This is a genomic window from Paenibacillus crassostreae (genome assembly GCF_001857945.1).
GTDB lineage: Bacteria > Bacillota > Bacilli > Paenibacillales > Paenibacillaceae > Paenibacillus_AQ > Paenibacillus_AQ crassostreae.
On sequence record NZ_CP017770.1, the window covers coordinates 561568 to 586247 of the forward strand.

Annotated in this window: 24 protein-coding genes and 1 pseudogene; 7 read left to right on the top strand and 18 right to left on the bottom strand. The window is 41.4% G+C overall.

The window, feature by feature from the left end; translation table 11 throughout:
• The 4 genes from LPB68_RS02680 to LPB68_RS02695 all read right to left on the bottom strand — a co-directional run bounded on the left by LPB68_RS02680 (position 1) and on the right by LPB68_RS02695 (position 3822).
• Positions 1–1767, bottom strand: a complete 1767-nt coding sequence (locus LPB68_RS02680; protein WP_068658104.1) for a sensor histidine kinase — start codon at positions 1765–1767, stop codon at positions 1–3.
• 179 nt (positions 1768–1946) lie between these two features.
• Positions 1947–2336 (bottom strand): hypothetical protein, encoded by a 390-nt coding sequence (locus LPB68_RS02685; RefSeq protein WP_068658102.1) that lies wholly within the window; start codon positions 2334–2336, stop codon positions 1947–1949.
• Between the two features lie 53 nt (positions 2337–2389).
• The gene (locus LPB68_RS02690; RefSeq protein ID WP_068658099.1) at positions 2390–2992 is read right to left on the bottom strand and encodes a class I SAM-dependent methyltransferase; all 603 of its coding nucleotides are present in this window, start codon (positions 2990–2992) and stop codon (positions 2390–2392) included.
• Positions 2993–3054: 62 nt separating this feature from the next.
• On the bottom strand, positions 3055–3822 hold the full coding sequence (locus tag LPB68_RS02695) for an AAA family ATPase (protein ID WP_068658097.1): 768 nt from the start codon (positions 3820–3822) through the stop codon (positions 3055–3057).
• A gap of 119 nt (positions 3823–3941) precedes the next feature.
• On the opposite strand from LPB68_RS02695, the gene LPB68_RS02700 reads away from it, so the two are divergent.
• Both LPB68_RS02700 and LPB68_RS02705 read left to right on the top strand, forming a co-directional pair.
• Positions 3942–4523, top strand: coding sequence for a LysE family translocator (locus LPB68_RS02700; protein ID WP_068658095.1), 582 nt, complete (start codon positions 3942–3944; stop codon positions 4521–4523).
• A 19-nt stretch (positions 4524–4542) separates the two neighbouring features.
• The gene (locus tag LPB68_RS02705) at positions 4543–5319 is read left to right on the top strand and encodes an AraC family transcriptional regulator (protein WP_068658093.1); all 777 of its coding nucleotides are present in this window, start codon (positions 4543–4545) and stop codon (positions 5317–5319) included.
• Positions 5320–5465: 146 nt separating this feature from the next.
• Here the strand turns inward: LPB68_RS02705 and LPB68_RS02710 are convergent, their stop codons facing one another.
• The 3 genes from LPB68_RS02710 to LPB68_RS02720 form a co-directional block, all read right to left on the bottom strand.
• Entirely contained in the window at positions 5466–6008 is a 543-nt protein-coding gene (locus LPB68_RS02710) for a polymer-forming cytoskeletal protein (protein ID WP_068658091.1), read from the bottom strand.
• 133 nt (positions 6009–6141) lie between these two features.
• Entirely contained in the window at positions 6142–7161 is a 1020-nt protein-coding gene (locus tag LPB68_RS02715; RefSeq protein WP_232510219.1) for a phosphotransferase enzyme family protein, read from the bottom strand.
• Positions 7158–7937 (bottom strand): nucleotidyltransferase domain-containing protein, encoded by a 780-nt coding sequence (locus LPB68_RS02720; protein ID WP_068658089.1) that lies wholly within the window; start codon positions 7935–7937, stop codon positions 7158–7160. The genes LPB68_RS02715 and LPB68_RS02720 overlap by 4 nt, the downstream gene beginning before the upstream one ends.
• Before the next feature lie 208 nt (positions 7938–8145).
• On the opposite strand from LPB68_RS02720, the gene LPB68_RS02725 reads away from it, so the two are divergent.
• A complete protein-coding gene (locus LPB68_RS02725; RefSeq protein WP_068658087.1) occupies positions 8146–8574 on the top strand; it encodes a VOC family protein in 429 nt (142 codons plus the stop codon).
• A gap of 424 nt (positions 8575–8998) precedes the next feature.
• On the opposite strand, the gene LPB68_RS02730 is transcribed toward LPB68_RS02725, so the two are convergent.
• The 4 genes and pseudogenes from LPB68_RS02730 to LPB68_RS02745 all read right to left on the bottom strand — a co-directional run bounded on the left by LPB68_RS02730 (position 8999) and on the right by LPB68_RS02745 (position 13130).
• The gene (locus LPB68_RS02730) at positions 8999–10018 is read right to left on the bottom strand and encodes a ketoacyl-ACP synthase III (protein WP_068658084.1); all 1020 of its coding nucleotides are present in this window, start codon (positions 10016–10018) and stop codon (positions 8999–9001) included.
• A 296-nt stretch (positions 10019–10314) separates the two neighbouring features.
• Positions 10315–11150: pseudogene (locus LPB68_RS23840) on the bottom strand (formylglycine-generating enzyme family protein).
• A gap of 172 nt (positions 11151–11322) precedes the next feature.
• Entirely contained in the window at positions 11323–12216 is an 894-nt protein-coding gene (locus LPB68_RS02740) for a TauD/TfdA dioxygenase family protein (RefSeq protein WP_082865704.1), read from the bottom strand.
• Between the two features lie 29 nt (positions 12217–12245).
• Positions 12246–13130 (bottom strand): TauD/TfdA dioxygenase family protein, encoded by an 885-nt coding sequence (locus tag LPB68_RS02745; protein ID WP_068658078.1) that lies wholly within the window; start codon positions 13128–13130, stop codon positions 12246–12248.
• A 423-nt stretch (positions 13131–13553) separates the two neighbouring features.
• On the opposite strand from LPB68_RS02745, the gene LPB68_RS02750 reads away from it, so the two are divergent.
• Positions 13554–14321: an ABC transporter ATP-binding protein gene (locus LPB68_RS02750; RefSeq protein WP_068658076.1), complete on the top strand. Its 768-nt coding sequence runs from the start codon at positions 13554–13556 to the stop codon at positions 14319–14321.
• Between the two features lie 38 nt (positions 14322–14359).
• Positions 14360–15184 carry an ABC transporter permease gene (locus tag LPB68_RS02755; protein ID WP_099458682.1) on the top strand — a complete coding sequence of 275 codons (825 nt, stop codon included), beginning with the start codon at positions 14360–14362 and terminating at the stop codon, positions 15182–15184.
• Between the two features lie 238 nt (positions 15185–15422).
• Here the strand turns inward: LPB68_RS02755 and LPB68_RS02760 are convergent, their stop codons facing one another.
• The 7 genes from LPB68_RS02760 to LPB68_RS02790 all read right to left on the bottom strand — a co-directional run bounded on the left by LPB68_RS02760 (position 15423) and on the right by LPB68_RS02790 (position 22458).
• A complete protein-coding gene (locus tag LPB68_RS02760) occupies positions 15423–16487 on the bottom strand; it encodes a glycoside hydrolase family 43 protein (protein WP_157891902.1) in 1065 nt (354 codons plus the stop codon).
• 15 nt (positions 16488–16502) lie between these two features.
• The gene (locus tag LPB68_RS02765; RefSeq protein ID WP_257786623.1) at positions 16503–17465 is read right to left on the bottom strand and encodes a glycoside hydrolase family 43 protein; all 963 of its coding nucleotides are present in this window, start codon (positions 17463–17465) and stop codon (positions 16503–16505) included.
• Positions 17466–17480: 15 nt separating this feature from the next.
• On the bottom strand, positions 17481–18311 hold the full coding sequence (locus LPB68_RS02770) for a carbohydrate ABC transporter permease (protein ID WP_068658074.1): 831 nt from the start codon (positions 18309–18311) through the stop codon (positions 17481–17483).
• The gene (locus LPB68_RS02775; RefSeq protein ID WP_068658072.1) at positions 18304–19227 is read right to left on the bottom strand and encodes a carbohydrate ABC transporter permease; all 924 of its coding nucleotides are present in this window, start codon (positions 19225–19227) and stop codon (positions 18304–18306) included. Before LPB68_RS02775 ends, LPB68_RS02770 begins: the two co-directional genes overlap by 8 nt.
• A gap of 24 nt (positions 19228–19251) precedes the next feature.
• The gene (locus LPB68_RS02780; protein WP_082865701.1) at positions 19252–20634 is read right to left on the bottom strand and encodes an ABC transporter substrate-binding protein; all 1383 of its coding nucleotides are present in this window, start codon (positions 20632–20634) and stop codon (positions 19252–19254) included.
• Between the two features lie 148 nt (positions 20635–20782).
• Positions 20783–21634, bottom strand: coding sequence for a helix-turn-helix transcriptional regulator (locus LPB68_RS02785; protein WP_068658070.1), 852 nt, complete (start codon positions 21632–21634; stop codon positions 20783–20785).
• Between the two features lie 266 nt (positions 21635–21900).
• Positions 21901–22458 (bottom strand): TetR/AcrR family transcriptional regulator, encoded by a 558-nt coding sequence (locus LPB68_RS02790; protein ID WP_068658068.1) that lies wholly within the window; start codon positions 22456–22458, stop codon positions 21901–21903.
• A 266-nt stretch (positions 22459–22724) separates the two neighbouring features.
• On the opposite strand from LPB68_RS02790, the gene LPB68_RS02795 reads away from it, so the two are divergent.
• Complete coding sequence (locus LPB68_RS02795) at positions 22725–23552, top strand: SDR family NAD(P)-dependent oxidoreductase (protein ID WP_068658066.1); 828 nt, start codon at positions 22725–22727, stop codon at positions 23550–23552.
• Between the two features lie 79 nt (positions 23553–23631).
• The gene (locus tag LPB68_RS02800; RefSeq protein ID WP_068658692.1) at positions 23632–24573 is read left to right on the top strand and encodes an aldo/keto reductase; all 942 of its coding nucleotides are present in this window, start codon (positions 23632–23634) and stop codon (positions 24571–24573) included.
• The last annotated feature ends 107 nt before the right edge of the window (positions 24574–24680 follow it).

Sequence of the window (24680 nt, forward strand, 5' to 3'; positions counted from 1 at the left end):
TTAATTATCCTCCTCGTAGCGTAATGGGAAACGTAACGTTAATTGAATGCCTCTATCCTTTGCCCCATTAATAAACAGACCATAACCTTCTCCGTACAGTAAATACAATCGCCGATGCACATTCCGAAGCGCAAACTCCTTTTTCTTTTCCCCAAATCGTTGTCTAAGCGTTTCATCCCGCTCTGCATATATATGCTTTTTAACATAGGCCATACGTTCAGTTGTCATTCCAGCACCATTGTCTTCAATGAGAATGATAAGATCTTCCTCTTCTATTGTAGACATGATTTTGACCGTAACCGGATCATCTTCAAGGGCATGTTCTATCACATTCTCAACTAATGGCTGTAGGATTAACTTCGGAATTAATAGGTAGTCATGACCGATTTCAATATAAAATTCTGTAGAAAGGTTAATTCCTAAGCGTGTTGATTGAATATCCAAATAGGCTTTCACAAAAGAAATTTCATCTTTCAAAAAAACATATTTGTCCTGTCGATCTACGGTATACCTTAGAAGACGCCCCAGGTTCACAACCACATCAGATACCTCGAATTGATTGGATTGCAAAGCAAGTGAATTAATAGATTCCAACGTATTATATATAAAATGAGGATTCATCTGACTCTGTAGTGCGTAGAATTCAGCTTCCTGTTCACGCAGCTTACTCTCGTATACTTCCTTAACCAATCTTTCAATTTCAGTGACCATAATATTAAAACCAAAAGTAAGCTGCCCAATTTCATCATACGTTGTCACTACCGCCCGTTCTTGAAAATCACCTTTTTGGACCTTCCTCATCTTCATTTGGAGATGTCTTATTGGCTTAACTAATCTTCCTGAAGCAATTCCTGCAAAAAAATAAGCGAGCAGAATAGCTCCTAAAGAAATGAAGAGTGTAGAGCGAGTTAATTGGCGTGCACCCACCTTCATATCATCTTGTGGGATTAGCACCGTTACTTTCATGCCTGTATAACCAGATTGTTTGGTCGCTGTAATTAATGTCTCCCCGTCTATGGTTATTTTAGGTCCTGTTGCAATCAAATCAACCTTGCCATGAAGCGGATACAACAGCTTATTTTGACGATCCGAGACATAGAGCTGACTATTCGGGCTAAAACTGGCTGAACCGAGAATTTTTCGAAATCCGGTCTCCGTGAGATCGACCTTCACAATTCCCAATTGTTCATTCGTCAGCGTTGCCCTAACCACTCTTGCAATCGAAACGACCTCTTTATTCTGACCAATATAGTAATTCACCGTATGCGGCGGGATAATGACTAGATCGCCATTCGCTGCAATCACATCGTCCATCCAATGATTGTCTTCATACGCCCAATTCTTAGCGATACTTTCTTGCAAATTACTGAATATCGTGCCGTCATTAGCGAAAATAGTAATGCTCTGAAGCTCGCTGCGATCAATGGCAAGCGACGAAATCATCAGATTCATTTTTGCCGCTTCTTCCGATTTAACGAAATTGCCACTCGTGTTAGTCGTCGATAAATGTGCATTAAGAATGCCAATGACATTATTGTCGTAATATGGCGCCAAGGTTAATCTGTCCATATCTTTGATATAGCGATCTAAATTAATAGTTATCTGGTCTATTATCTGCTCTGTATAAGTAATTGCATCCGCCTCTACATTTCTCGAATATTGCTTATATGTAATAAATCCAATTAAGAAAAATGGTATCGTAATCAGCACTAATAAAAGAATAATAAATTTCATCCGAAGGGATAAAAACAACCTTTTTGATTTCAAAGTCTGAATCCCACCTCACCTAATAAACCTTATTATGATAATCAATTATAATTTTACTGAAAGCGGTTACGAAAAATGTAGAGGAGCGTTATTTATGAGTTCAAACTTGTTCAAATACCTGAAAACCGGAATTTTCGACTTCGGGAATTGCCCGATCATTCAATCTGAAACGGATTCGATCAACGAGTATTCTTTTCAGTTAGTAGAATATCTTTATCTAGTACTTTTTCAAGTTTTATTAATTTATCGTAATTTACATTTCCATCGTTCACTGCATATGTAACTTCTGCAGCTGCTATATACTTACCCCCTTTAACCTTTAATACTAAATCAGTAGTTATATATTCATTAGCAGCATGGTCGGTTTTGTAGTATATGTATGTATTGGTTCCATCTTGAAATATACTAAATCTCAATTTATCATTATTTTCTCGAATAGCAGCTTGAATCGAAGTAGGAGCATCTTCTATTGCTACAACTTCATATTCAACACTTTTACCCAAGAACATATAAACAAATAACAAAACGATAATGATGCTTAAAAAAATGATAACAATATTTTTTTTCATAAAGAATTACTCCTCTTTTCCTTAAGTTAGACTGGTTCATATTTATTGACTTATTACCTCGGGTTCGCCCAAATAAGATGAACTGTGTTAAGCCAGTAGCTTTCCACCTTATTGATTTTGAGACCTGACTCTCGAATTAGTTCCATAATGTTTCTTGTATGGTGACATCCATAAGCACGATATAAAAGCGGATTAAGTACTTTTTGGACAGTGGAAAACGCAAGGTTAGAGCTGATCCCATGTTCCATGAGAAGGATTTGCCCATCCGGCCTACACCACCGATTGATTTTATCCAACACCATTGATGGATTATCATAACTGCAAAATGATAACGTAGATACAATAGTATCGAATGATTGGTCGGAAAAGTTCATTTCTTCAATATCAGAACAAAGAAATTCACCGTCAATATGATATTGTTTTGCCGCTCGTTTTGCTTTCTCAAGCATCGTGTCACTAAAGTCAGTTGCGGTAACCTTAATTGCTGGAGGATAAAATGGGAAATTAGCACCTGCTCCTACTGCAAGCTCAAGCACCTCGCCCTTCGCGTGGCTTAAAAGATGTTGACGCCAACGGTGTTGTTCTGGGTTTTCTCTTTTTTTCTCATATTGGGTTGCTTGCTTATCAAAGATACGTATTAACTTCTGCTTCTCCATTTATATCCCACCTTTCGATATAGTAATTAGCTCGTAAGCTTAACTCATACTCGTAACTTTCTTCATTCGTCTTCCGCTTCACTTTCAAATAACTGATTCAGCATTTTATCTTTATTATTAAGGAACTCCTTCATAATCACGTAATGATCGGTTTCCTCTAAAGAACTCATTTCGATGCCATCTGGATTTAGATTATATATAATTGAGTCTGGGTATGCCATCAGGATTGGTGAATGAGTTGAAATGATAAATTGTGAGTTTTGTTGAACCAGTTCATGAATTCGTGCAAGCATCGCCATTTGGCGGAGAGGGGACAATGCAGCCTCTGGTTCATCCAAAATATATAATCCTTTACCTCCGAAGCGATGCACGAATGTTGAAAAAAACGACTCACCATGTGACTGCTCGTGTAAAGACTTCCCACCATAAGATTCTTTAATTGGGCGATCGGATGAATCTTGACTATCGAGATCATCTATATTCGTAGCGAGGTTATAATAACTTTCAGCTCTAAAAAAGAAGCCATCTTTAGGTCTATAAGGACCTTTAATCAATTGAATATATTCATACAAGTCAGAATGAGTAGATCGAGTCGAGAAAGAAAAGTTAATCGTTCCACCCTCAGGATTAAACCCCCACGCTACTGCAATTGACTCCATTAGAGTTGATTTCCCCATTCCATTCTCACCAACTATATAGGTTACCTTAGGGTGGAGATCAAGCTTATGGAGACTCTTAATTACCCCTAAATTAAATGGATAGTTATCGTAAGATGGGATACCCTGTCTTTTTAGCTGAATCTGCTTTAAAAAACATTCATGAGAATTCAAATTTTATCACTCCATTTACTAGAACTGTTTCATCCAAGTTTAACTGACTGCAATAATATACTATAAGCATGCTAGATGAAAGGTGTATATTCATGTGATACTTTTATAGGAGGTTTAACATGAATTTAACATCCTTTTTGATCTATTGTGTTGTGGTTACAATTACACCTGGACCTACCAATATTGTTATTTTATCTTCCGTACAACACTTTGGCGCCAGAAAAACAATGCAGTATGTATATGGGGCCACTATAGCTTTTGGTTTGTTACTCGCCACATCTTCCATACTCAACCGCATTCTTGTTGAGATCATTCCGAATATTTTGAGTATTATGCGGATCATCGGCGGTTTTTATATGCTCTATCTTGCTTACCAAATCTATCAAATGGGTTCAACGGAAACTAAAAATCATCAACCAGCTAATTTTGTCTCTGGCTTACTAATGCAATTTGTAAATCCAAAGGTGCTATTGTTTACGGTAACCGTTATACCTAGTTATGTGTTGCCCTATTATACATCATCACTTGCATCGTTCCTATTTGTTATAATAATATCAGTTATCGGTTTTTTGGCATTTACGACCTGGGTTATATTTGGTACGATCTTCAGAAGTTATCTGCAGAACCATCAAAAGGTGATTAATGTCCTGATGGCGCTCTTTTTAGTGTACTCTGCAATATTGGTTTCGGGGATCCTATAGAGATTGGGAGGCGAAGAGTATGGAGAAATTCAACTATAGAAAGTCAACAGATATTCTGGCCTTATCGGCGAGTATGACTGATTTCACATATAAAAAGCACTGCCACGAGGAATATGCGATCGGTGTAACCCTGCGTGGCATTCAGCAATATAACCTAGACGGTAGTTTTCAATCATCCCATAAAAATGGCGTAATGCTGTTTAATCCCGAGCAGTCGCATGACGGTAGGTCATATGATAAATCTGGTATTGAATATGTCATGCTCTATATCAAGCCGGATCTATTCTTAGAGATATCGAAAAAGAAAGAATTAGTGAATTTCTCATCTCCAATCATCTACGATGCCAGCTTAGCACAATGTATATTATCCCTAAGCCATGCAATCCAGAACGGAAAAGAAGAATCACTATGCAATGAACTGCTATTAACTCTAGTCGACTATGTATCCAATACAGAAATAGATACACCCCATAGAAAAAATAATAAACTTGTTAAAAAAACAAAAGAAATGATGTTTGGCAATATAGAAAATGTGCTTAAGCTTGACGATCTCTGTAAAGAATTTGACCTGTCCAAATATCAGTTTATTCGTGAGTTTAAAACTTATACAGGAATATCACCCTATCAGTTTTTTCTGAATTGTAAGGTAGAACATGCCAAGCATTCCATTGAGAAAAACAAAGATATCTATTTGGCAGTGGCGGAATGCGGATTTGTGGATCTAACTCACATGAACAGGCATTTTAAGAGTGTGTTCGGAATAACTCCATATGAATACATGTCACAACTTAACTGATCAGGATTGATATTTCATTATCGTTATTCATGCTTAAGGTTATGTTCTCATCTTTGTGTAAAACGAAAAAAGGCCTGTATACAAAGCCACGATTACGAGGCTCTGCATACAGGCTATTTATATTAATGATCAGTATGATTACGAGATTATTTAACTTCAGTTGCTCCAGTTACTTTACCTTCAAGTACTGCAGTTGCTTTTACATCTTCGCTAGCAAAGTAAAGATTACCATCGATCGTTGCATCTTCAGTTAAAGTAAATCCATTGGCTTCTACATAAACGTCACCTTTGATTGTTCCGCCTTGAGCTTTCAAATTCTCACTTTGTACAGTTAATTTAGGTACTGTAAGTGTGTATGTTGCAGTCACTTTGTGATCCGCATCCTGTGCATAAAGGGCAATCTTACGATAGATATCGCCTTCCGCTTCGTTCTTATTACGGAATTCACCAGCAACGGTAACGTCTTGATCTATGGTTACATCATTTAGAATAGCAATGATCCATGTTCCATCTGCACTTACAGCTTTAGTGAATGCTTCTCCTTCATTTACAAGTGATGCTGTTGTTACAACATCTGCTTGTTCTGTAGCTGGAGCAGCTTCATTAGCCGCTTTCTCTTCATTAGCACCACAACCTGATAATAAAGCAACCGATACACCTGCAACTAATAACATTTTAGCAAATTTCATTTTTATTCCCCCTATTTCTTATTATAAATTTATTATATATTAAAATTTCATAATTACAACGTGATAAATTTCACAATATTGTGTCAGAATTTATACTACCTTCATTTGAAGGAATTTTTTCATGAATCACAACTTATGTTCCCTTCGCTAATATATTCAACTCTTTTTCTATCCAAATCCAACTTAACTCCAATTGCTTCAGATCAGCAACCAGCAACTGCACTTGCTCTCGTAATACCTCCGGTCCATCTGTATCCATAAGGTAGCGACTTAGAAAATGAAGAAACACATCCACTTTACGCAAGCGCATAAGTATGGGTATTGCAGCTACTTCTTCTGGTAACAACTGAACTTTGCTTGCAAAGCCTGTACAAAATTGCCGCACGGTTGCTATTTCATCTTGGTGACCAAGTAGTCCCGAGATCACAACAGCAGGCTCCATCGCTCTCACATCGATTGTACAAAATTCAAAATCAAGTAATGCACATACCTGATCGACATGTTCCTTATGTACCAGAAGATTGGATTCGTTCAGATCACCATGTACAAGCTGTTGTGGCAACTTTTCCAGTCCAGTTAGTGATTCACAGATTTCGATATAGGCTATTCTAAGTTTATGTAGGATGTCTGTCAGATCATCGAAGGCTTCCGGAGGATTCTCGCAAAAGTCTAATACGACCTCACGTGTACATATTGGATAAGACTTCTCCAACTCATAATACGGTCGATACGCAGGTGCAATATCTAGATTGACCCTTGCAAGAGTAACAGAAAGCTCACCCGTAACTTCACCGAACGAGTTAGCTATGACGGTGTTGCTCTCTTTAGGAGACAGTCCTTCAATATATTCGAATAGACAGGCAAACTTTCCACTTCCATCATCCATCTGAACGATGGTTTGACCATCGAGTGCTTTGACTGGAATAGGAACCTTAAAGCTTAGTGACTGATGCTGAAGTGATTCTAAAATAGCATGTTCAAATTCAATTTTTTCTCGATCTCGATGTGTTTCATAACAACGTAGAACATAGCGCAGATCATCATTTCCCACAAAATATGTTGTATTGTTCCACCCACCTATTCCCTTTTGGATGGAACCTCTCCATGTTAACCAATACTTTCTCACCACGGATTCAATCAACGACCCCATCATCCTGTATTCCCCCATACTATCTTTAAGTACTTTCTATATAAAATATCCAGTAGGTTCGTAGGATCCTCAAGTTCGCTTGTACATGAATTAGCAAAATCCGTCAGATACTCAATTTCTTGTTCTATAAATTCATTTACCCTTTCAACTTTCTTCTCTAAACTTAGTTCTTCACCGGCAATCTTTCTACTTAATAATTCATTGATTTCACTTTTCAATACGGGATCAGTTACCATTTCAGTTAGCAGATCCTGAAATGAAATAGGCGGATTCGTATTGTACTTCTCAATCCATTTACATGCCAATATAGGACGTAACACATAAAAGTATTTTTTAATTTTTACTTCATCACCCTGTAAGTACATTCGGTAGTTTCCTTTAGCCATACTTAAATAATGATGAACTGAGGCTTTTGGAGAGAATACTTGATGCCGTAACCTTAACATTTCATCTTTAAATCCATATGTATCATAATAAATGATCTCAGAAACTAACCATTCTAATAGTGGTGGATTGGATTTCCGAAACAACTTTAGAGCTTTTCTAATATCCCACCCATTGATGTCTAATAGGTCATTGATAGGAACCTCTATAACATCCCGCTTCTCGTCAATAGATAAATACCAATCAGGTTGTCTAATATATACAAAACGAACGTCATAATCACTATCTTTGGAAGGAAACCCCCATGCGCGGCTGCCTGACTCAACAGCAAATAGTATTTTGACATCATGTTTTTGTTCAATTTCTATTAACTTTTCTTGAATCATTTCTTTCATATTCTTCAGCTCCTTCTGCCTTGTTACAACGAACTTTAAATGGAGTGCTATACCTTGTCTTTAGTTTAATAGAAAAGGGAGTTTATTCAAAGGATTTAAGACACCCGTTTACAATTTTTAAGTTTTTGGATATTTCTCGAATAAATGCTACAATCCATATATAAATCATTAGTAATGATTTACAGTTCATATCGAAGGAGAGAAGCAAATGTCAATTGATGTATACCTAAATTTCAATGGAAACTGTCGTGAAGCTGTAGAATATTACGCCGAGATATTTGGTACAGAGGAACCACAGATTATGTCCTTTGGAGATACACCTCCAGATCCAAACTTCACTCTCCCCGAAGAAGCAAAAGATCTCGTCATGCACGCTCGACTTCAAATTCAAGGAAGTAATGTGATGTTCTCTGACACATTCCCAGGTATGCCATTTGTAGTAGGGAACAATATCAGCCTAGCCATCGTAAGTAAGGATTTAGATGACGTAAAATCTTTGTTTGCGAAACTCCAAGAAGGTGGCAAGGTCGGAATGGAACTCCAGGAAACATTCTGGAGCGCATGCTATGGCAATCTAACAGACAAGTTCGGTATAGAATGGCAGTTCAACTATGACAATGGTCAGTTCACAATGTAATTGTTCATATCAATAGACCAATAAACAAAGGATATGGAACTTCTCATTTAGAGAAATTCCATATCCTTTGTTAATACAATTCCCATATAACCTAACCTGTCGCCACACATCTAAATCCCATATGTCCTCCCTTTCCAAATATTACAATGATGTTCGCCATTTTCATAAAGTTCATTTCCCCAAGTGTATTTCCTGTCTATTACCCCACTAGACGCATCATACTCCCATTCATCGCTATGTCATTGAAAGTGTTCAGACGGTCCGCAAGTCGATTCAGTACACCTTATCACCTCGGGCCAAAATGATATTGAAAAATCACCATCGACTGCTGAATCCACCCGTCGCTAGACGAACATAAAAAGGCCCAAGATATCTTGAGGCCCGTTTATGTATTTGGAAATTGTATATTAGTTAGTCATTTCTATTATAGTTCACTTTCTGGTAAATAAACCTGCTTATCAGGATTCCAGTTAAGCAATAAACCTGCTTGCGTAAGCCCTGCACCAAATCCGTAGATTAGGATACGCTCCCCATCGTGAATCTTACCTTCACGAATACCCAAATCTATAGCCAGTGGAATGGTAGCCGCTGACGTATTACCGAAGTTCACTAAACTATATATCGTTCGTTCAAGTGGAATCTTCGTCCGCTCGCAGATCGGTTCAATAATACGTAAATTGGCACTGTGAGGAATAAACCAATCCACATCATTTATGGTTGAAGCGCTTTTCTCTAGAAGAGCTTTTATACCCTCAGGTACATTTCTAACAGCCCAACGAAATACTTCCTTCCCATTCTGTACAAGTGCTCCCGTGTTACTCAGATCTACACCGTTCAACTTCTCAGCTGTACCATTTAAATATACGTGAGCACCACCGATCCCTTCGGTCTCATGATGGTAGGCCACAAAACTTGTATGTTCTGGGTCAGCTTCTACAAGCACAACACCAGCACCGTCACCGAATAAGATACACGTTGACCGGTCCGTATAATCCGTAATTTTAGACATAGCATCCGCACCAAACACGAGAACCTTACGATGTAATCCGGAAGCCACCATGCCGTCCGCTACGTGAAGTGCATAAGCAAATCCAGCACAAGCAGCACTGAGATCAATAGCTCCAACCGAACCGGAAATACCAAGTTTATCTTGAAGCAAAGCTGCTACGCTGGGAAAAATAAAATCTGGTGTAGACGTCGCTACAAGGATAAGATCCACATCTTTCAGGGATTTATCGTATCTTCGCATTAAGTCTTGAGCAGCGGATACGCACATATCACTTGTATATTGATCTGGTTCACTGATGCGGCGCTCTCGGATGCCCGTACGTTGTACTATCCATTGATCATTTGTATCTACTAACTTTTCTAAATCGAAATTGGTCATTCTTTTGACTGGTACATAGGATCCAATGGCAGTGATACGTGCTTTCGATTGCTCCATTACCTCACACTCCTAATTATTATCTGGTATTAGTACCTGATACTATTTTTATATTAACACATAATCATCCATTTTAATACTGTTTCCAATCGGGATAGATACTACTATCCAAACTAATGAACACAAGCAAAAAACTCAGCATTTGAGGTGCTGAGTTTCGACGAGATGATTATTTTCAACAAACATACATTTGAATTTCAAGTATCCTCGGAATTACCAAAGCTCCCTAAAGCTCTGTCTCCTGTTCTCAATCATACGATTGAATTTTGCTTTTAGACCCTCATTATCGAACCGCGTTAGTGTAAAGCATCAGCCACACATCTAAATCCCATATGCCCCGTCGAGCTATCGACCGTATTGAACGTGCGTGCAGCTATCCGATATCGGTTACAATACGAACGATGGCACAGATAGGATCCCCCTTTGATTAACTTGATCGATGGGTCTAATAAAATGTTAGTAGCATCAGACGGTTGATTTGAAAATGATTCCTCGCTCCATTCCCATACGTTCCCTGACATGTTATACAGACCAAATGCATTGGCATCATAACTGTCTACTGGTGCAGTACCTATGAATCCATCCTCTCCACTATTCGTATGTGGGAATTCCCCTTGCCATATATTACAGTGATGTTCGCCATCTTCTTGGAGTTCATTCCCCACGGGTATTTCCTGTCTATTACCCCACTAGAGGCAGTGTATTCCCATTCAGCTTCCGTAGGTAACCGTTTCCCAGCCCAAGTAGCATAGGCTATCGCATCATTCCATGATACGTGAACAACAGGGTGTGTAAGTCGGTGATCTGTGGAAGAATTCCGCCCTTCAGGACATTTCCAACTTGCCCCTTCCAGCCCGATCCACCATGGCGTATCCTTCGGCGAACCAAGAATATCTTGTTCCAATTCATCACTCACAAATAAATGAAAGACAAAAGACCACCCATATTTCTCAGCATCTGTCTCATAGCCTGTCTTTTCAATGAAACGTGCAAATTGTTCATTCGTTACAGCATATTTGTCCATGTAAAAAGAATTTATGTACACTTCTCTTCGAATCGTCTCTCCATCTTCTTCCGAGCTTTCGTCATTCTCTGAACCCAGTATAAATTCACCGGCTGGAATCTGGACCATATTGTTTAAGTCTAGGGTTTGGAAATCTGTCAGATTCGTTTCTCTTATATGCATACTTTGATCTCTTGAGACAGAACAACACGATTGGGGTTTTGAGAGTTGCATCGTTATCACACTCCATAGTCGTTAATCTAGAGGAAAACTGCCGAAGGTCATTCGGCAGTTTTCCATGTTATTTCTTTGTAATTAATTTACTTGGTTCTTGTTGCTGATTCACAGGGATGTTCTTCCCTACGGTCACACGGCGTACAACACGGCGTTCTTCATAGTCTGCGATAGCATAATGTTGGGTAGCTAAGTTATCCCAGATCACAACATCCCCTTCTGTCCATTGCCAGCGTACTGTATTCTCTAAACGCTCAACATAGGAGTTAAAAATACTGCGTATTTTTTCAGATTCGCTTGAACTGAATCCTTCTAATTTATTGACAAAACCACCTAACAGGAGATGCTTTTTCCCAGTTTCAGCATGGACGTGTACAACAGGATGTCTCGTCTTAAATACAGTGGATTCAAAGGTAGCTCGATATGCTTGATAAGTCTCATTATCTTCAAGATTAACTGAATTTGGTTTAAAATCCGCATAATCAAAGTCATTGGTGTGGACAGCCCACAACTCATCGGCTAATGTTCTTAATCCCTCTGGGAGATCTTCATAGGCTGTATTGGTGTTAGCCCAGACCGTATCGCCACCCACAGAAGGAATGGTTACACCTCTTAAAATGGAGTATTTCGGTACTTCCGGTACGAACGTCACATCCGTATGCCAGTGATTGGCTTTTGCCCCATGCTCAGAATCCAATTCAAAAATGTAATTAGAGTTTTCTTTCACAGGAACGGTTGGATGTGCATAAGGTTCTCCTAATAAATGAGCAAATGCTTCTTGGGCTGCGTCATCTAGATGATGTTGTCCTTTGAAGAAAACCACCTTGTGCTCTTGGATCGCTTGCTGTATTTCATTAAATACTTCTGGATCTAACTCCCCACTTAATTGAACACCCTGAATCTCGGCTCCAATTCGTCCTGCCACAGGTACCACTTTTAATTGCTGTTTTTGTGTTGTCATCTTATGATTCCTCCTCATTTTTAATTGATTTATTTTTTCAAAAGAAGCGCACTTGACTCGTTATGTTGATTCTTCGGTACGTTCTTACCAACTGTTACACGACGTACGATACGACGTTCTTCATAATCCGCAATCGCATAATGTTGGGTAGCTAAGTTATCCCAGATCGCTACATCACCTTCAGTCCATTGCCAACGCACTGTATTCTCAAGACGTGTTACATATGATTGATAAATGCTGATTAGGCTTTCCGATTCACTACTTGAATACCCCACAAGTTTCCGAGTAAAGTTCCCTAGAAGCAGATGTTTCTTACCACTCTCCGCATGAATATGTACAACAGGATGTTTGGTATTGAACACCGTTGATGCAAAAGACTTCCGGTATTTCTCCTCCGCTTCCTCATCTGTTGCTTGGCTAATCGTCAACTTGGCATAATCAAATTCATTGGAATGAATTCCCCACAGCTCATCCGCTAGTTTTTTCAAGCCTTCAGGTAGATCTTCATAGGCTGTATTCGTATTAGCCCAGACCGTATCGCCACCCACAGAAGGAATGGTTACACCTCTTAAAATAGAATACTTCGGCACTTCAGGTACAAATGTAACGTCTGTGTGCCATTGATTTGCTCTTGTGCCTGAATGAGAATCAAGCTCTAAGATCGAACTTGTATGATCTCTAACGGGTACAGTCGGATGTGCATATAGCTCGCCTAGTAATGTTGAGAATGCCTCCTGACTCGCATCATCTAGATGTTTCTGCCCTTTGAAGAAAACAACTTTGTGTTCCTGTAAAGCCTCTTTGATCTCATTGAGCACCGCAGAATCTAACTCTCCACTTAATTGAACACCTTGGATTTCAGCTCCGATACGACCCGCTACGGGTACTACTTTGATCTGTTGTTGTGTTGTCATTGTTTTTCCCTCCGGGATATTATTTTTTGGTTCATCTCACATATCACATCTGGATAGCTGACTTAGAAAGAAAAAAAAGAGATTCAGCAAAAGGTAATGAAGCCCTTTTACCGAATCTCTGACCGAACAGTCGATTCTTTTCTTTGGTTTAATAAACTATTGAACATGATGTAATGTGGGTGTGATGTTGAATTGAACGTATCATAACAAGGTCGGAAATAGTCTGTCAATCATTATATTTATTATTCCCATAAATTTAGTTGGTATTAAGTATTGATAATGATTTAAATTCGTGCTAAATTATACCCAGTTCCATAAATCACGTGAATCCACTAGCCAACTAGAGATTCAGTAGAATGATGTTTCTGTCATTTTACTGGGTCTCTTTTTAATTATATATCTCTGGAAGGGTGAGAAAGATCCATGGTATCCACATTAGAAATTACACAAGTCAGCAAATCTTTTAAGAATAATAATGGGAGTGTTCACGTCCTCGATCAATTAGATCTTTCGGTTAAAGACGGAGAATTCGTGACCATCATCGGTCCAAGTGGTTGTGGTAAGAGTACATTACTCAAGCTCATTGCAGGTCTAGATTTAGACTTTCAAGGTCACATTGAAGTGGGGTCTCAAGAAGTTCACGGACCCTCTAAGGACAGAGGTTTTATTTTTCAAGAACATCGCTTATTTCCTTGGCTAACGACGGAGAAGAACATTGCGAGCAATCTATCCTTGAAAGACCCCGATGTTCGTCAAAGAGTTGACGATCTCATTGCTCTCGTGAACTTAAAAGGATTTGAAAAAGCATATCCACGTCAATTATCTGGTGGGATGTCCCAACGCGTAGCGATTGCTAGAGCACTGCTTCGTAATCCGAAGATTCTTTTGTTAGATGAACCGTTTGGTGCACTGGATGCTTTCACACGTTCTCATTTGCAGGAAGCCTTACACCACATTTGGGAAAGTAATAAAACAACGATGGTGCTTGTCACGCATGATATTGATGAATCTGTCTTCTTATCGTCTAGAGTTGTCGTGATGGATTCGAAACCAGGTCGTATTAAAGCCATCGTGCCGATAGACATTCCTTATCCTAGAAAAAGAACAAGCAAGTCTTTCCAAGAATTTAGAACCGTGATTCTAGAACATCTTGATCACAAGATCAATGAGAAAGAAGATTTCAGTATATAAGAGACAGAATATATTTGATAAAAGAAGGGAACATGATTATGAGCACAGTAGCACTTACGCAAAATAAAGAAAAAGTTATAAAGAAAAGAAAGTTGACGACGACCCGTGGAATCATTGTATTCCGCGCTTTGTTTCTCCCCATTTTGGTGCTGATTGTCTGGGAGTTATTAACCAAGATAGGAATATTGCCTTCCTTGTTATTCTCCTCACCCTCTCTGATCGTATCACGTGGCATCGAATTAGCTGCTTCAGGGAAACTGTGGGATCATATGGAGATCAGTCTAATCCGTGCTTTACTAGGCTTCTTATTAGGAGGCGCACTCGGGTTATTATTCGGTATTTTGGTTGGCATGAACAGCCGATCTGAACACTATCTAAACCCTACTCTTCAAATGATTCGTACCGTTCCTTTGCTAGCGATCACCCCCCTCTTTATCCTGTGGTTCGGGTTTGGTGAGCTATCCAAAGTCCTATTAATATCCCTAGGATCATTCTTCCCATTGTACCTACAAGCCTTTCTCGGCATAAGAAACATAGATAACAAATTATTCGAAGTTGCCAAAGTCATGGAATATAATCGTTTCCACCAAATCACGAAACTGATGTTACCCTCCGCACTACCCAATATTCTATTAGGTGTCCGGTTGTCTTTAAGTGTCGCATGGATGTGCTTAGTTGCAGCTGAACTATTAGGCGCAGACCGGGGGATCGGCTTCATGATCCAAGATGCTCGCTCCTTCATGCAGACAGATACCGTCTTCGTCGGCATTATCATCTTCGCCCTTGCAGGTAAACTCTCGGATTCATTTGTGAGGTTCTTGGAGCAGAGATTATTGAAGTGGCAGGATAATTTTAAGGCTTGAGTTGTAGGGATTTTGGATGCGTTGAAATCATCACGAACACCTGCCTAGATTTGATACCTTCATTAATACAAAAACAGGCATCAATCGCACAAATAGATTGTGTGAATGATGCCTGAAAACCGGAATTAAGCCTAAAGATTAATCATCAAGTTAATATACTAACAGTTTCATACACTTCGGCATATCCGATCTATCACGGTTATTGAAGCTTGAGAAATAGAACAGGGAGTTCCCTGTCCTACCTTTTCTGAACAACGGGCCCATCCGTTTGCAATTCGGAGGTTGGCCCTTTACCGCCATTGATGACCGGCCAGCCGTTCTCCCAATCGATTCGGTCGAGCAACATGGCTCGGCCTGGTACGTCAGCATGGATAAGATCATAAGCATGATAAAGTATCCAATCCTGCCCCGCATCGTCCTGGATGACTGCATTATGTCCCGGCGCTAAAAACTTATCATTCATATCTAGTATCGGATTATTTGCATAGATCTCATATGGGCCCATAGGCGATTCGGATCTTGCAACCATTACCGCATAATGAGCGTTATGACCGCTGACCTGACAGCAGTAATCTCCAGAGTAGAACATATAATAATAGTTTTCCCGCTTGATAACCCAAGGTCCTTCGACCAACTTGTCATAACCGTCGCGAACATCATACTGACCCGCCCATATCGCTTCGGTCTTTTTGCCAATAACACTCATTCCGTCGCTTGCCAGTTCCTGGGCATAAATTGGCATACCGTTGGAGCCCCAATACATGTAGCGCTTGCCATCCTCATCATCAAAAACAAACGGGTCGATCGTATCGAAACTAATCCCAGCAAGAACGGGTTCGCCTTTATCCACATAGGGACCTTCTGGATGATCCGCCACCGCTACTCCGATGCCCATACCGGTTGACTCGATATTGTCATTCAACATTGTCGAATAGTAAACGTAGTACTTCCCGTCATGGTAAGTCAAATGGGGAGCCCAAAAATAATTGTAGGTCGTCCACTCCGGTACGCTTTCCACTGTAAAGACGGTTCCCCGCTCCTCCCAATTGACCAAATCCTTCGATTGCAAAATCGGAAGCGGCGTAAATGTCCCATCGCGGTCCGTTTGGGTCGTGACCGCATAATAATACCCGTCGTCAGCTTTCAAAACAGTGGGGTCAGGCGCGTCAGACTGATAAACCGGGTTCGTAAACGGAACAGGATCTCCGAGTTCTTTCTCAGAATACTGCCATACCAAGCTCATTCCTATAGCTATTGCGCACATAAAAAGTAATAACCCTATCCACTTCCAACGTTTTGTCATTAACATTAAGTTCCTTTACTCGTCGCCCGAGGGTACCGGGATATCCGTAGCTTGGGGCACTGGGGCTCCAAAGTCCGGGTTCCCATTCTCGGTCCAACCGAATTTCTGCATCCTCGTGCTGCGTTTTTCACTTCCCCCGCCAGATTCCGGAATAGCGTGATAAACAATCCAATCCTCAGTTCCGTCAGGCGACACTGTGAAGCTGTTATGTCCAGGACCGAATACGCGGTTCTGCAACGATTTGTAAAAAACCGGAGTATCACTTTTCGTCCAGGAAGACGGATTTAAGAGGTCACTATTTTCAGATGCGCTCAGCATGCCTAGCGAGTAGTCATCCGACCAGCAAGTGCTGGCCGAATAAATTAGAAATACTTTGCCGAACCTTTTCAAAAAGCAAGGTCCTTCGTTAATTGCCATCCCGCCTTGCTGCTCCCATTCATATTCCGGCTTTGTGAGCAGCACGTTCTCGCCTTTTAACGTCCACGGGTTTACCATTTCAACAGCATAGATGGCAGAACCATATGCCGGGAAGTTTCCATATCCCGCATACATAAAGATTAGCTTCCCGCCATGCTCCAGCACAGTACCGTCCAAGCCGGCAAACTCTGTGTTGACAACGCCCTTTTCGGTCCATTTCCCTTCAAACGGATCCTCGTTCTCGTTTTCGAGCACATAGACTCTCCTTGTGTCGTCTCCGCCACCGTCATTCGCAGTAAAGTAGATATACCACGTTCCATTCAAATGATGAATCTCCGGCGCCCATAAGTTTTGGCTGTTCATTCCGGATGTCGAAGGAAGCCATACAATTTTACGGTCCCCTTCCGCAATTCGGCTCATGGAGCGGGATTTCATCAATTCAAGACGATTTCCCCTAGTTACCATAAAGTAATAATTGCCGTCCGTATGCCTGTACATCCACGGATCGGCTCCCTTTGCCAGAATCGGATTGTTAAATGTCTTCTCTACTGTAGTTCCCAATTTTTCGTCTCCTCCCTATCCTTTCATCCCAGACATAGTGATGCCCTCAACGAAGTATCGCTGAGCAAAGAAAAATAAAATCACAGTTGGGATGAGCGCCAGAACGGATCCAGCCATAATCAAAGTCCAATTCGAAACGTAATAACCTTGGAACGACGCCAGAACTAGCTGTAACGTGAATTTCTCCGGACTATTGATATAAATGAGCGGTCCCATAAAATCGTTATAACCGCCAATAAATCCGAATATGGCCTGCGCGGCGAGTGCCGGCTTCGATAGAGGCAATATAACTCGTACAAAAACGCCGAACGGATTCAGACCATCCATCTTTGCTGCATCCTCCAGTTCGGACGGTATCGTCCGGAAATACTGGCGCAAGAAGAACACGCATGCCGCGGAACCGAACATACCGGGTATCATAAGCGGATTCCAGCTATCCAACCATCCGATCGTTTTGAACAGAATAAAAGTTGGAATCATGGTTACAACGCCCGGAATCGTCATTGTCGCAAGCATCATCATGAACAGAAAATCCCGTCCTGGAAAGCGCAGTTTAGCAAATGCATAAGCGGCCAACGCGCTTGTAAGCAGCCCGATGAACATCGGAGGTAAAATGATTATCAGTGTATTCATAAGCCCGCCAATCAAAGGGGCTTCTGTTAATACGGTTAAATAATTGCCCCACTCGACAGGATTTGGAATCCAGCGAACTGGATATTCGAATACTTTTCCTTCCTGTTTGAGCGACGTAGAGATCATCCAGGCGAACGGCAAAAGCATGAATATCGAGCCGCAAATCAGAAATACGTAAGCCGAAATTCTCCCGAACATACGATTCTTATTCATAGTGCACCCACCTCCGCGACAGCCAGAAATTAATCAGAGTGATGATCATGATCAGGATTCCGAGCATCCATGCCATAGCAGAAGCGTAACCCATATCCATGTACCGGAATGCATTTAGGAATAAATAATACACAACCGTCATCGTCGAGTATTCAGGACCGCCTTCGGTCATGATCATAAACCGGACAAAATCCTGCAAAGCTCCGATAATGGCGGTGATCAGAATGAACAAGGTTGTGGGTGAAATGCCTGGAATAGTGATATAGCGGAACTTTTTCCAGCTTCCGGCACCGTCGATCTCAGCAGCTTCATATAGCGTAGAGGACACACCTTGCAGCGCGGCCAAATATAAGATCATATGGAATCCAAGCCCAGCCCATACGCCTTGAATGATCATGGAGGGCATAGCCCAACGATAATCGTTGAGCCATGCAGGACCTTCAACATTGATTAAGCTGAGCAAATAATTGAGCAAGCCGTAATCCGCATTAAAGATCCATTTCCAGAGCAAGGTCAATGCAACAACAGAGCATATTGTTGGCAAGAAGAAAACCGTTCTAAAATACTTGATTCCAACTATTTTTTGATTCAAGGCAATTGCAATCGCAAGTGCCACCGCCATGCCAATCGGAATACCGACAGCGGCATAAAATGTATTGACCAACGACTTCCAAAATAGCGGATCCTCAAACAAGAGTCTTGCGTAGTTCTCTGCTCCGATAACTTCCGGCGGATTAAACGCATCGTATTTCGTGAAGCTCACAAAGACCGAATAGCCGATCGGAATGAAGGCGAACAGCAGAAAACCTAAGATGGGTGCAGCTACAAATGAATATCCCCATAAATACTCTTTTTTGAACCTTCGTTTTGCTTTGCGATTAGGCTGTGCTAGTCGGGTTTCGGAGACTTCTGTCATCGCCAACTGCGCCTCCTCCTTTCGTTATTCAAATAGCTTCGGATTTCCTTCTTTAATTGCTTTATCGATTTCTGGCTTCAACTCTATAAAAAGTTGTTCGGCTGTTTTTCTGCCATCCCATAATTGAGCCAGGTTTTGGTTCAACGTATCCCACCATTTCGCATTTGGCAGGTACGTCCACGGTCCTGCTTTCTGAGCTTCAGCCGCCTTAATAAATACTTCTGCGTGCTCCGGCTTTTGTCCAGGCTGCAGGAACACATCAGTGTTTGCCATCGATTTGAAGCTCGGAATCGCAAAGCCCATTTCGGATTGTAGTCTTTGACCTTCTGGACCGCCCAAGTATTCTACCAATTTATAAGCAGCGTCAGCATTCTTTGTTTTTGAATAGATGCCTAGGCCAACGGAACCGCTATGGCCGTCCCACTTGCCGTTTGTTGGTTTCGGTGCAACATCCCAATCAAAATCCAAGTTCCGATATGTCGGTACCATCCAACGACCTTGTTCCATCATGGCCAACTTGCCTGTCTCAAACATTTGACCGTCGTTCATTGCCTGCAATGCTCGGCTGTCCGGCGTTACCTTGTACTTATTGCGCAAATCTGCGGCAAATTGCATCGCGTCAACAGCTGCTTTCTCGTGCATCAAGAACTCCGTACGGTCTTCGCTTATGATATCGCCGCCGTTACCCCAAATCCAGCCTTCCCACCAAGCCGGACCCATGCCGTATTGCTCTGGTTTGCCGTCGCCGTTCTCATCAATCGTCAGCTTTTGCGCTGTTTCGAGCAGTTCATCAAACGTCATTGGGTTTTCTGCGCTAGGATACGGAACATTAGCAGCGTCGAACAGCACCTTGTTGTAATACAACACGATTGGGCCGATATCCTTAGGCAAAGCATAAAGCTCGCCTGCTCCTGTCTTTACCCCGTCAAAACTATAACGCGTAAGCGCGGAGTCCCACATATCCGCTGTGTCGATATCGCTTGCTTCAACATAGGAATCGATCGAAAGCAGCAAGCCTGCGCTTACCCATCTGCCGAAATCGCCATCCGGTACATACAGCACGTCAGGAGCGGTGCCGCCAGCCAGCATCGTGTTCATCTTGCCGACATAGTCGGCTGGCATATGCAGGTATTCTACTTTAATCGTTGGATATTTTGTTTCAAAATCTGCGATAAGCTGATTGAATACTTTCTTCTCCGACGGGTCGCCCCAACCGGCAAATTTGATGTTCACCTCTTCGCCTGTATTCGCATCACCGTTATTTCCAGGGGCAGCGGTGTTATTGTTGCCTGCATTCTGATTAGCAGCGTTGTCATTTGTATTTGTCTTTGTACCTGCGCAGCCGATTACAGTAGCCGCAAATAAAATGAAACAAATCACAAGAAATACTGACTTTTTCGCTTTCATTCCCATTCCCCTTTTGTAATTGAATTATTTTATTACATTTAAATCTTAGCAGGTTATTTTCACACTTAGTTAATGGAAACGCTTCCGATTACAAGCCAAAAAAAACAAAAAACCGCCGTTTTCGTCGGTCGGTTTTGTATCAGTAGGCTCACGTTGAACCAGATTCTTCTTGTTTTCTCCATTCCAACGGGGTTTTTCCAAAGTGTTTGACGAAAAGCTCATGAAAGCGACTGGATGAAGTGAATCCAACCTCAGAGGAGATCCATTCGATTGGTTTGCGGGTATACTGTAGCAGTCTTTTTGCTTCATTCAGACGAAGTCTGATGATGTATTGCTTTGGAGATACGCCGACAATATCCGTGAATTTCTTGCGGAAGATGCTTTCGGACAAAAAGTAATGTACTGCCAAATCAGATATTTTCAACGTGGTTTGATAAGCGCCATGAATCACTTTTAATGCATCCTGGATAATCTGATTATCGCTTCCTTGCTCAATCCGGCTCGCCTTCATCGATTCCGATGCGTTCGCATGATAACTGAGAAGCAGCGATTCAAGCGCGTTTCGCATCAAATCATAAGATAATTCACCGTGCTGCTTCCTTGACCATTCTTCCTCCAATTGCTTCAAAGCCAACTCAGCCTTGTCCAATTGCCACCCGTTCAATCGGGAGACCAGAATATGATCCGGATTTTGTTGAAAGGCATGGTTAATTAAATATTGACAATAAGATGGAACTTGTTCCTTCAAAAAATGTACAGATATCCCTTTCCATGCTTTTAGACAAACGAATCCATGAAACAAATTTGTCGGGATGAGGATCAGATCTCCTCTTGCAACTAGGATACTATGACTCTGTGTGGTATAGCTGCCTTCTCCTTCCAGTATGAGAGTAAGCTCGTCAGATTCGTGAGAATGTGAACGATACAGCCCTTCACCCTCCAAAGCTTGGAATATATGAGGCGCAAAATGTTCCATGTTTTCAACGAAAGCATACCCCATTCGAGTTCCCCAACTTTCTATTAGAAGATACTAAGTTCCATTATAGAGGAACATGAAAGGGTTTTCTAGCGTTAGTTATCCACCGCTAATGCATCTTGAACTCATATGTTTTGAACAGCACTCCACATGTGTGCCGTGCTTATATTTGACTGGCCGTCTGTGATTTTCAGCAAGGAAATCTGGCGCTGAACCACTTGTTGGACGTTGAGGAACTTTCTTGGCACTTGCTGAGGAATTGTCGCCTAATATTGTCACAAGCTTTTTCACTAAACCTTAATTGCTTTCCAGCAAGCTTCTAGAGTCTGCTGAATTTGATATTCATCAAGAGAATATTTCCCTGCCAAATAGCCGTTTATGACAGAGTTAATCATTCCAGTGACGAGTTGGCAACATAATATGATATCCATTTCCCGGATAATACCCTGTTTTTGACCCTGTTCAATGATTGAGAAAATTTCGATTGCCGAGGGATCTAACTTATTCCTCAATTCTTCGGAGATATAGGGTGACTGACAATGGTTCTCAATAAATGAAAGCTCCTTGGGATAGTTAAGCGCATAATCTGCAGTGCTTTTTAGAATGCCTTTTATTCTTTCATAGACAGTCAGGCTGGGATCATATCCGATCATAACTTCTTCTCCCATATGAGTACGAGTATTCATAAAGAGTTCACTGACCAGCTCCTCCTTACTTTTATAATAATTATAAAAGGTGCTGGAACCCACATTTGCCCTCTTAAAGATTTTCGAAAAGGTAACGGACTGCAAGCCCTCTTCCGTTATTAAATCAAGGGTTGCCACCAAAATATCTTCACGTTTACTCATTTCGCACCTCACTAAGGAATAATTATTCCAATCAATCATACAACTTGATCAATGGCACGTCAATTTTAGGAATAAATATTCCGTACATATAGCGGTTATATGTTTGAAATTAGCTGTTTTACGCACGGAATCCGTAAATGTAGAACTATTTTTCTAATTCAGTTGACTTTTTCATGTTAAATACCTATTGTTGAGTGGAATAAATATTCCAAAAGAGGGGCTAAGTAACACAGAAACTCAAATTTTTTATTTAGGAGGCTTTAACAATGATCGATTACAAAGGCAAGGTGGCACTGGTTACCGGTGCTTCAACAGGTATCGGCAAGGCATACGCTACGGAACTGGCTGCTTTAGGCAGCCATGTGATTTTGGTGGCGAGGTCGAAGGACAAATTAGAGGCTCTGGCAAAGGAATTATCATCTAAATACGGTATAGAGGCATATGCCCTACCAGCTGATTTATCCAAACCAGGTGCGGCGCGATTGTTGGCTGAACAAATTGCCGTGCTTGCCCTTAACGTGAACATTCTGATCAATAATGCAGGTTTCGGTACACACGGTCGTTTCGAGGAAATTTCAAGTGAGCGAGAACAGGAAATGATTAGCCTGAATGTAGCTTCGCTCGTGGATATGACCCATCAATTTTTGCCCTACATGCAGCAGAAGAAGAATGGAATTATTGTAAATATAGCTTCCCTTGGCTCCTTTCAGTCAATCCCCTATATGGCTACTTATGCAGCTACCAAAGCGTTTGTTCTTTCGTTCACTGAGTCAATCTTTGCAGAAAACCGCCATCTTGGGGTGCGCGTCCTTGCCTTATGCCCGGGAACGACCAAGACGGAATTTTTCGATGTGATTGGCACAACGGAAATGCCAGGAGGAATTAACGGCACTCCCGAGTCAGTTGTGAAAGCTGGCTTCCGAGGGATCGAGAAAGGGCGAAGCTATATCATAGATGGAATATCCAATTATTGGATAGCTCAAAGCGCTCGCTTTCTCACACGAAAATTTACGGCGATCATAACCGAGCGAATGACGCGTCCTGCTTCGTCTAAGACTGCCGCTTCAATACCAGCTTCGGGTAAATCCAAATAATAGGTTGGGCAAGTGGAAACCAAAAAATGAGTTCCATCAATATTATTTCTAGGAGGTAGAATGCATGAGGTCGGAATCTATACAAAAAAGGACGCTTGGACGTGAGGGATTAGAGGTTTCAGCATTAGGACTTGGAACCATGATGATGCCAAATAACGAGGAATCGGTTCGCGTGATTCATGAGGCGCTCGATATCGGCGTCACTATGTTTGACACAGCGGATATTTATGGTGAATTTGCACAGCAACGGTTTGGAGAAAACGAGAAGTTGGTAGGACGGGCGCTTAAGCATAGACGGGATAAAGCGGTGATTGCCACGAAATTTGGTGTAACGCATACCCAGGGGCCGAAAGGTGATCGGGCGTATATCAAAAAATCGGTGGATGCTAGCTTATACCATCTCGGATTGGATTACATTGACCTCTATTATCAGCACCGCTACGATCCGAATACCCCTATTGAAGAAACCATTGGAACGATGGCTGACTTGGTCAAAGATGGAAAAATTCGTTTTATCGGTCTATCCGAAGCACCAGCTGATATCATCCGCCGTGCGCACGCCATTCATCCCATTACGGCAGTGGAAACGGAGTATTCTTTATGGAGTAGGGAAGTGGAAGATGAAGTACTTCCACTTCTCAAAGAATTAGGAATTGGTTTTGTACCTTATAGCCCGCTGGGACGAGGATTCCTGACAGGACAAATTAAAAAGTTCGAAGATTTGACAGAGGATGATTATAGGCGACATTATGAACGGTTCCAAGGCGATAATTTCATTAAAAATGTGGAAGTCGCAGCGCTGATCGAAGAGATGGCTTCAAAAAAAGGGTGCACCTCTGCTCAACTTGCATTGGCGTGGCTTCTCGCCCAAGGAGACTTTATTGTGCCAATCCCCGGTACCAAACGAATAGACCGAGTGAAGGATAATCTTGGCGCTCTACAGGTTCAACTTACTCCAGCGGATTTCGAAGAAATTGAACGTATCTCTCCAAAAGGCTTCGCTGCCGGGGGGCGTTTCTAAATTTACAGAAGCCATTCACGTGCTAACATTGTTTATCAAAAAAACTCCTAGATAGGAGTTTTTTGATTTTTACAAACATGTTCAAGACGAGTCGCCAATTACTAGGC

Bases quoted from the DNA above. Each gene is read 5' to 3' on its own strand.
- LPB68_RS02770 (WP_068658074.1), bottom strand. From the start codon at position 18,311: ATGAATAAGAATCGTATGTTCGGGAGAATTTCGGCTTACGTATTTCTG.
- LPB68_RS02685 (WP_068658102.1), bottom strand. From the start codon at position 2,336: ATGAAAAAAAATATTGTTATCATTTTTTTAAGCATCATTATCGTTTTG.
- LPB68_RS02750 (WP_068658076.1), top strand. From the start codon at position 13,554: ATGGTATCCACATTAGAAATTACACAAGTCAGCAAATCTTTTAAGAAT.
- LPB68_RS02700 (WP_068658095.1), top strand. From the start codon at position 3,942: ATGAATTTAACATCCTTTTTGATCTATTGTGTTGTGGTTACAATTACA.
- LPB68_RS02775 (WP_068658072.1), bottom strand. From the start codon at position 19,227: ATGACAGAAGTCTCCGAAACCCGACTAGCACAGCCTAATCGCAAAGCA.
- LPB68_RS02745 (WP_068658078.1), bottom strand. From the start codon at position 13,130: ATGACAACACAACAACAGATCAAAGTAGTACCCGTAGCGGGTCGTATC.
- LPB68_RS02780 (WP_082865701.1), bottom strand. From the start codon at position 20,634: ATGAAAGCGAAAAAGTCAGTATTTCTTGTGATTTGTTTCATTTTATTT.
- LPB68_RS02790 (WP_068658068.1), bottom strand. From the start codon at position 22,458: ATGAGTAAACGTGAAGATATTTTGGTGGCAACCCTTGATTTAATAACG.
- LPB68_RS02720 (WP_068658089.1), bottom strand. From the start codon at position 7,937: ATGAAAGAAATGATTCAAGAAAAGTTAATAGAAATTGAACAAAAACAT.
- LPB68_RS02705 (WP_068658093.1), top strand. From the start codon at position 4,543: ATGGAGAAATTCAACTATAGAAAGTCAACAGATATTCTGGCCTTATCG.
- LPB68_RS02760 (WP_157891902.1), bottom strand. From the start codon at position 16,487: ATGACAAAACGTTGGAAGTGGATAGGGTTATTACTTTTTATGTGCGCA.
- LPB68_RS02690 (WP_068658099.1), bottom strand. From the start codon at position 2,992: ATGGAGAAGCAGAAGTTAATACGTATCTTTGATAAGCAAGCAACCCAA.
- LPB68_RS02795 (WP_068658066.1), top strand. From the start codon at position 22,725: ATGATCGATTACAAAGGCAAGGTGGCACTGGTTACCGGTGCTTCAACA.
- LPB68_RS02740 (WP_082865704.1), bottom strand. From the start codon at position 12,216: ATGACAACACAAAAACAGCAATTAAAAGTGGTACCTGTGGCAGGACGA.
- LPB68_RS02715 (WP_232510219.1), bottom strand. From the start codon at position 7,161: ATGATGGGGTCGTTGATTGAATCCGTGGTGAGAAAGTATTGGTTAACA.
- LPB68_RS02785 (WP_068658070.1), bottom strand. From the start codon at position 21,634: ATGGGGTATGCTTTCGTTGAAAACATGGAACATTTTGCGCCTCATATA.
- LPB68_RS02725 (WP_068658087.1), top strand. From the start codon at position 8,146: ATGTCAATTGATGTATACCTAAATTTCAATGGAAACTGTCGTGAAGCT.
- LPB68_RS02755 (WP_099458682.1), top strand. From the start codon at position 14,360: ATGAGCACAGTAGCACTTACGCAAAATAAAGAAAAAGTTATAAAGAAA.
- LPB68_RS02710 (WP_068658091.1), bottom strand. From the start codon at position 6,008: ATGAAATTTGCTAAAATGTTATTAGTTGCAGGTGTATCGGTTGCTTTA.
- LPB68_RS02730 (WP_068658084.1), bottom strand. From the start codon at position 10,018: ATGGAGCAATCGAAAGCACGTATCACTGCCATTGGATCCTATGTACCA.